Source organism: Plantactinospora sp. A48, from assembly GCF_055793945.1.
In genome coordinates this window covers 61,440-68,216 of record NZ_JBTIXF010000034.1, presented here as the reverse complement: position 1 = coordinate 68,216, position 6,777 = coordinate 61,440, and the positions used below count along the sequence as shown (strand labels likewise).

The window sequence follows — 6,777 nt, the reverse complement described above, 5'->3', positions numbered from 1 at the left end:
CCCCCCCCCCCCCCCCCCACTCGTCTCTCTTCTCACACCCGCCTTCCCCCCCCCTGCACCCCCCCCCCCCCCCCCCCAACGTACGCCGGGGGCGGCGCTCAGCCGAGCGCCTGCTCCAGGTCGGCGAGAAGGTCGTCGGCCGTTTCGATGCCGACAGACAGTCGCACGAGATCGGCGGGAACTTCAAGCGGCGAGCCGGCGGCACTCGCGTGAGTCATCTGGCCGGGGTGCTCGATCAGCGACTCCACCCCACCCAACGACTCGGCCAGCACGAACAGCTTGGCCGAGTTGCAGATGCGGATCGCGTGCTCCGGGCCACCGGTGGCGCGGAACGAGATCATGCCGCCGAACCGGCGCATCTGCTTGGCCGCGATCTCGTGACCCAGGTGCTCCGGGCGGCCCGGGTAGAACACCTGAGCCACCCCGGCGTGGTTGGCGAGATAGTCGGCGATCCGCTCGGCGTTGTCGCAGTGCCGGTCCATCCGCACACCCAGGGTCCGGATGCCGCGCAGGGTGAGCCAGGCGTCGAACGGGCCGTTGACCGCGCCCATCGCGTTCTGGTGGAACGCCAGCCGCTCACCGAGGTCCGCGTCGGAGGTGATCAGGGCGCCGCCCACCACGTCTGAGTGGCCGCCGATGTACTTCGTGGTGGAGTGGATCACCACGTCGGCGCCGTGCGCGAGCGGCTGCTGAAGGTACGGCGAGGCGAAGGTGTTGTCGACGGCGAGCAGCGCGTCCGAAGAGTGCGCCACACCGGCCAGGGCCGCGAGGTCGGCGATGCCGAGCAGCGGGTTGGTCGGCGTCTCCACCCAGACGATCTTCGTGAGACCGGGCCGGACCGCCGCGCGGACCGCGTCGACGTCGGAGATCTTCGCCGCGGTCCAGTTCAGGCCCCAGCGCTCGGCCACCCGGGCGAACAACCGGTACGTCCCCCCGTAGGCGTCGTCGGGGATCACCACGTGGTCACCGGGCTGGCAGACGGTACGCAGCAGGGTGTCCTCGGCAGCCAGCCCACTCGCGAAGGCCAGCCCGGTCCGGCCGCCCTCCAACGCCGCGAGGGCCTGCTGGAGCGCGTCCCGGGTCGGGTTGCCGGAGCGGCTGTACTCGTAGCCGAGCCGCGGCGCGCCCACGGCGTCCTGGGCGTACGTGCTGGTCTGGTATATCGGTGGGATCACCGAACCGGTCCGCGGATCCGGCTCCTGGCCGGCGTGGATGGCGAGCGTCTCAAAGCCGTAGTCCATTCGACAGAGGCTAGCCCCCCGATCCCGGTGGCTCCCGCCGAACCGGGCGGCCGGGTGGGTGGCGGCTACGCTGCCCCGGTGGCGGGATGCGTGTTCTGTGCGATCGTGAGAAACGAGACCCCGGCCTTCCGGGTCGCCGACGAGCCCGGGGTGCTGGCCTTCCTCGACACCCGACCGGTCTTCAAGGGGCACGTGCTGGTGATCCCCCGGGTCCACGTGGAGACGCTCGGCGATCTCCCGCCGGCCGAACTGGCCGACTACTTCGGCGCGGTCCGGCGGATCGCGCTGGCCGTGGAATCCGGCCTGGCCGCGGGCGGCACCTTCGTCGCGATCAACAACCGGGTGTCCCAGTCGGTGCCGCACCTGCACACCCATGTCGTGCCCCGGACCAAGGGCGACGGCCTGCGCGGCTTCTTCTGGCCCCGACACCGCTACGACTCGGACGCGGAGGCCCAGACCCACGCCGACAAGATCGCCGCCGCCCTGTAAGGAAGGGCACCTTGTTATCGCTTTCTGTATAGCAGGGGCCCCTTGTTAACCCCCGGGGACGCTTCGGATGCGCGTCGGAAGGGACAGCGCCGACGGCCGGTCGCGAATTAGCATGACGCGCTTTCCGTCATCAATGCGAGGTGTTCCAGATGTCCCAACCCGGTTCGAATCCCGCCGCGTTCGGCGCTCCCCCGGCCAGCGGCCCCGAACCAACCGGCGGCCACCACCCCGGGTACGCGCCCGCGACGTTCGCCACGTCCGCCCCGGTCCACCCCGGACAGCCGTACCAGGGCAGCCAGCCGTACCAGGGCAGCCAGCCGTACCCGGGCGGGACGGGCCAGCCGTACCCCGGTGGGACCGGCACGGCCCCGGTTCACCCGGGGCAGCCGTACCAGGCCGGGCAGCCGTACCAGGGCGGGCAGCCGTACCAGGGCGGCGCCGGCACGGCAGCGCCGGTCCACCCCGGTCAGCCGCATCCGGGCGGGTACGCCCCGGCGCACCCGGGGTACGGGGTGCTGCCCGGTCAGGCGTACCCGGCCGGTGGTCCGGGACCGGCCGCGGACCCGCGGGCCGCCGGCGTGCCCGGCACCCGCTGCCGCCTCTGCGGTTACGCGCCGGCCGCTCAGGTCACCTTCCGCGGTCACCAGGGCATGATCCTCATCATGCGGTTCCTCAGCCTGAAGGGACCGTTCTGCCGCGACTGCGGCCTGGCCACCTTCCGCGACATGACCTCGAAGACCCTGGTGCAGGGTTGGTGGGGCTACCTGTCGCTGATCATCGCCCCGATCACGGTGCTCTACAACCTGGCGGTCAGCGGCCGGGTGCGCCGGCTGGCGCCGGCCCAGCCGGTACCGGGCGTCCCGAACGGCACGCCGCTGAATCCGGGACCGCGGCTGCTCGCCCGGCCGATGACGATCATCGGCCTGGCCATTCCGCCGGCCGTGGTCATCCTGCTGATCCTGCTGGCCAGCATGAACGGCTGAACGGGACGAACGGCGCCAGCGGGACGAACGGCGCCAGCGGGGCCGACGGCGTCCGGACGAGGGGCGGCGGGACCGGTGGCAACCTCCGGGTGGCCCGACCTCGACTGGCCGGCTGGCCGGCTGTGGTCGGCGAGGTGGCCTGAGCGGTCGTGGGACGGGTAAGGATCCGGAGTGGCCGGGTGTTGCATCCGGCAGAGGCCATGCCCGAGTCGGGCGGGCCCCGAAAGGAGTCAGACGTGTTTCTACGGCACATGACGCCCAAGATGCCCTCTCCGGACCAGATCCTCCCGGGCCGGCAGACGGCGATGCCGGTGACGAACCGACACGCCGTGCTCGGCGGCCCGCTGCAGGGTCCCTGGCCCGAGGGCGCCCGGATCGCCGTCTTCGGCATGGGCTGCTTCTGGGGGGCCGAGCGGCTGTTCTGGTCGTTGCCGGGTGTGCTCTCCACCTCGGTGGGTTACGCCGGCGGCCAGACCCCGAATCCGACGTACGAGGAGGTCTGCTCGGGTTACACCGGGCACGCCGAGGTCGTCCAGGTGGTGTACGACCCGGCCCTGATCAACTACCAGGACCTGCTCAAGGTGTTCTGGGAGAACCACGACCCGACCCAGGGCATGCGCCAGGGCAACGACGTGGGCACCCAGTACCGTTCGGCGATCTACGTGACCGATGACGAGCAGCTGGCGCTGGCCCAGGAGTCCTGGGAGGCGTTCGCCCCGGTGGTCGCCGCGGCCGGGCACGGTGAGATCACCACCGAGATCTTGCCGCTTGGCGAGTACTACTACGCCGAGGACTACCACCAGCAGTACCTGGCGCCGTCGAAGAACCCGAACGGCTACTGCAACCACGGCCCGAACGGGATGTCCTGCCCGATTGGCGTGGCCCGTACGGTCTGACCCAGGCACAGCGCTGGCGCGGGTCCCCGGATCCGCGCCAGCGCTGACCTGGCGGACCGGCCGCTCTCCACAGCCGTGACAAACTCACCTCGTGAGGATCAGCCAGGCGAGTGCGGACGATGTCGCAGAGTTGGCCTGGCTGTTGTGGCTCGACACGCTTCATGAGGAGCCAGCACAGCTGTCCGTGGACGCTTTCACAGCGGAGCTTGCCCAGTGGTGGGCCGCTCACCAGGACTCGCATCTGGCGTTCGTCGCTCGACTCCGCCGACCGGAGATCGTCGGCATGGCCTGGGTCGCGCTCGTCCCTCGCGTCCCGCGGCCCGGAGCGACGAGTCGGCTGTCCGCCGACATCCAGAGCGTCTTCGTCATGCCGAATCAGCGAGGCCGAGGGATCGGCTCGGCGCTCGTGGCGGCTGCCTCAGAGCATGCGACACGCCTCGGATCCCTCCGCGTGACGGTTCAATCTGGTCGCAAGGCAGTGCCGGTGTACGAACGGCTGGGCTTCGAGTCGTCCCGACAGCTCCTCCAGCGATCGCCGGACCAGGCGGCCAGTGGCACACCGTTCGCCGGAGTCCAGAGCCGGGCCGGGCGCGTGGGCCGGGGCATGTCAGCGGCTCAGGAGTGACCGGGGATCCAGGCTGAGCCGGAGTGGTTCGGTCAGTTCCAGGCGCTCCCCGCCCCGGACCACCGCCTCCTCCACGTAGTGTGCGCCGTCGAGGCGATGCAGCCGGAGGACAGGATCGTTCTGGGATTCCGGCTCCACCAGCAGGTACCGGTCGATCCGAGCCGCCGCGTAGAGCTGCATCTTGATCAATCGGTCCGCCGCGGCATTGCCCGGCGACACGATCTCACCGACCAGCCGGACCTCGGCGGCCTCGATCACTGAGCCCTCGTCGTCGGTGTCTGCCACCACCAGGTCCGGAATCACGATGCGGTCGGTGCGCAGGCGTACGTTGACAGCCTCGAAGACCAGCAGGCCGGCGTCGGTGGCCGGGGGGTCGAGGGCGTTCGCCAGCCGCCGGGAGAGGTGCTGGTGCCGCTTGCTCGGTGCCGGGCTCACCAGCAGGCTCCCGTCCAACAACTCGATCCGGTCCGTGGTCTCGCCGAGGGCGAGATAGTCAGCCTCGGCCCACGGACCCACGTGTTCAAGGACCGCCACGCTCAACTCGCTCACCTCCCGGTTCACCCACAGCACGTGCAGATCCGCACGTGGCAACCAGCTACAAGCAGGATGCCACGTGGCGGGTCAGCGCGAGACGTTCGCCGGCTCACCGCACTACCGCGCCGAATGACGTTCCGGCCAGTGATCTAAACCTGTTGCCGCTCGGGCGAACGCTGGATAAGTTTGGCGGTACACGGGAGAGGAGGTGGTCCAGACTTTGTGTAGTTATCGGACTCGTGAGGTGGCTGTCCGCTAGCCGCTGTCCTTGACAGTCGGGTCCCTGCCGGCGCGTACCGTCGGGGTGGGGCCTCGTCCGATCGTCGAGACCGTGTGGCAGCGGTGCGGCGAATCCAAGTCAGCCACCCGACCCCCGGGGTGCCGGCCCAGTCCAGCCGGCCCGCTCTGCGGAGCGGAAGCCCCGGGGGTCGCTTTATCTCCAGGGTCACGGCGAACGCCGTGGCGCCCGGCCCCACCGCGATATCCAGGGTCAGCCTCCGAGGGGTCAACGTGTCCCGCGAGTTGGTGGTGCTCGGCACGGCGAGCCAGGTGCCGACCCGAACGCGCAACCACAACGGTTACCTGCTGCGTTGGGACGGCGAGGGTTTCCTGTTCGACCCGGGCGAGGGCACCCAGCGGCAGATGCTCCGGGCCGGGGTGTCGGCCACCGACGTGACCCGGATCTGCGTGACCCACTTCCACGGTGATCACTGCCTCGGCCTGCCGGGGATCATCCAGCGGCTCTCGCTGGACCGGGTGGCTCATCCGGTGACCGCCCACTTCCCAGCGTCCGGCGCCGAGTTCTTCGCGGCGCTGCGGCACGCCAGTTCCTTCCACGAGACCGCGCAGCTGTGCCCCGAGCCGGTCGCCGGCGACAGCCAGGTGATCGAAACCCCGGTGGGTCGGTTGGAGGCACGCCGGCTGCGGCATCCGGTCGAGGCGTACGGCTATCGGCTCGTCGAACCGGACGGCCGGCGGCTCCTGCCGAACAGGCTGGCCGCGTACGGCATCTCGGGGCCGGCGGTCGGCGAGCTGAAGGCCATCGGCCACCTGGACCGCGACGGGCGCCGGGTGTCCCTCGCCGACGTCAGCGTCCCACGCCCCGGGCAGCGGTTCGCGTTCGTCATGGACACCGCGCTGTGTGACAACGTCTACGCCCTGGCCGAGCGGGCCGACACGCTGGTCATCGAGTCGACCTTCCTGAGTCAGGACACCGGGCTGGCCGAGGCGTACGGCCACCTCACGGCCGCGCAGGCCGCGCGGGTGGCGGCCGAGTCGGGGGTACGTCAGCTCGTACTCACGCACTTCTCGCAGCGCTACCCCGACCCGCGCCGGTTCCTCGACGAGGCCCGGGCGGAGTTCTCGGGTGAGCTCGTGGTGGCCGAGGACCTCGGCCGGTTGCCGGTTCCGCCTCGGCGGGTACCCTCGGGCGGGTGATCATCACGCTCCGTCCCGCCCGAAAGGCTGACCTACCGATCGTGGGCGCCCTGCACCAACGCTCACGCCGGGCCGCGTACGCCCGGATCCTGCCGGCCGAGGCGCTCGCCCGGCCGACAGCGCCAGCCATGGGCAGATACTGGGCCGAACGGTGGAGCTACGAGCGTGGCGAGCACCGGCTCACGGTCGCCGAGCACGCTGGCAGGATCATCGGGTTCACCTACGTCGGGCCGGACGAGCCCGAGGCCGGCCCGGACCGCGGAGTGCTGCACGCCATCCACCTGGATCCACGCTGGCAGGGTCGGGGCGTCGGCCGGCAACTCATGATCGATGCGCTGGCCACGATGTACGCCGAGGGTTACCGCCGGGCCACGCTGTGGGTGCTCACCGAGAACGCCCCGGCCCGTCGGTTCTACGAACGGGGCGGCTGGACCTGCGACGAGGTGGAACGCACCGACCTCATCGGCACGGTCGAAACCCCCCAGGTGCGCTACTCCCGCCCCCTCCCCTGACCCCCGCCTCCCCCGCCCTCCCTCGGTCTCTCCGCGCCTCCCCCGCACCTCCCTCGCTCT

At 70.9% G+C, this 6,777-nt stretch carries 8 protein-coding genes; 6 read left to right on the top strand and 2 right to left on the bottom strand.

The genetic code is table 11. The features are described from left to right. Window positions 1-98: 98 nt before the first annotated feature. Entirely contained in the window at window positions 99-1,241 is a 1,143-nt protein-coding gene (locus tag ACXN5W_RS18540) for a cystathionine gamma-synthase (RefSeq protein ID WP_473159568.1), read from the bottom strand. A gap of 78 nt (window positions 1,242-1,319) precedes the next feature. Between ACXN5W_RS18540 and ACXN5W_RS18535 the strand changes: the two genes are divergently transcribed. From ACXN5W_RS18535 to ACXN5W_RS18520, 4 genes are all read left to right on the top strand, one after another. After that, entirely contained in the window at window positions 1,320-1,730 is a 411-nt protein-coding gene (locus ACXN5W_RS18535; RefSeq protein WP_473159567.1) for an HIT family protein, read from the top strand. A gap of 149 nt (window positions 1,731-1,879) precedes the next feature. Beyond that, complete coding sequence (locus ACXN5W_RS18530) at window positions 1,880-2,713, top strand: hypothetical protein (RefSeq protein ID WP_473159566.1); 834 nt, start codon at window positions 1,880-1,882, stop codon at window positions 2,711-2,713. 236 nt (window positions 2,714-2,949) lie between these two features. Then, window positions 2,950-3,609: a peptide-methionine (S)-S-oxide reductase MsrA gene (gene msrA, locus ACXN5W_RS18525; RefSeq protein WP_473159565.1), complete on the top strand. Its 660-nt coding sequence runs from the start codon at window positions 2,950-2,952 to the stop codon at window positions 3,607-3,609. Window positions 3,610-3,700: 91 nt separating this feature from the next. After that, complete coding sequence (locus ACXN5W_RS18520) at window positions 3,701-4,234, top strand: GNAT family N-acetyltransferase (protein ID WP_473159564.1); 534 nt, start codon at window positions 3,701-3,703, stop codon at window positions 4,232-4,234. Here the strand turns inward: ACXN5W_RS18520 and ACXN5W_RS18515 are convergent. Next, complete coding sequence (locus tag ACXN5W_RS18515) at window positions 4,217-4,774, bottom strand: Uma2 family endonuclease (protein WP_473159573.1); 558 nt, start codon at window positions 4,772-4,774, stop codon at window positions 4,217-4,219. The two genes, ACXN5W_RS18520 and ACXN5W_RS18515, sit on opposite strands and share 18 nt — an antisense overlap. Window positions 4,775-5,278: 504 nt before the next feature. Between ACXN5W_RS18515 and ACXN5W_RS18510 the strand changes: the two genes are divergently transcribed. Further along, complete coding sequence (locus tag ACXN5W_RS18510) at window positions 5,279-6,205, top strand: ribonuclease Z (protein ID WP_473159563.1); 927 nt, start codon at window positions 5,279-5,281, stop codon at window positions 6,203-6,205. Continuing rightward, window positions 6,202-6,717 (top strand): GNAT family N-acetyltransferase, encoded by a 516-nt coding sequence (locus tag ACXN5W_RS18505; protein ID WP_473159562.1) that lies wholly within the window; start codon window positions 6,202-6,204, stop codon window positions 6,715-6,717. The genes ACXN5W_RS18510 and ACXN5W_RS18505 overlap by 4 nt, the downstream gene beginning before the upstream one ends. The last annotated feature ends 60 nt before the right edge of the window (window positions 6,718-6,777 follow it).

Coding starts and splice junctions, on each gene's coding strand:
- ACXN5W_RS18540 (WP_473159568.1), bottom strand. CDS start 1,241: ATGGACTACGGCTTTGAGACGCTCGCCATCCACGCCGGCCAGGAGCCG.
- ACXN5W_RS18530 (WP_473159566.1), top strand. CDS start 1,880: ATGTCCCAACCCGGTTCGAATCCCGCCGCGTTCGGCGCTCCCCCGGCC.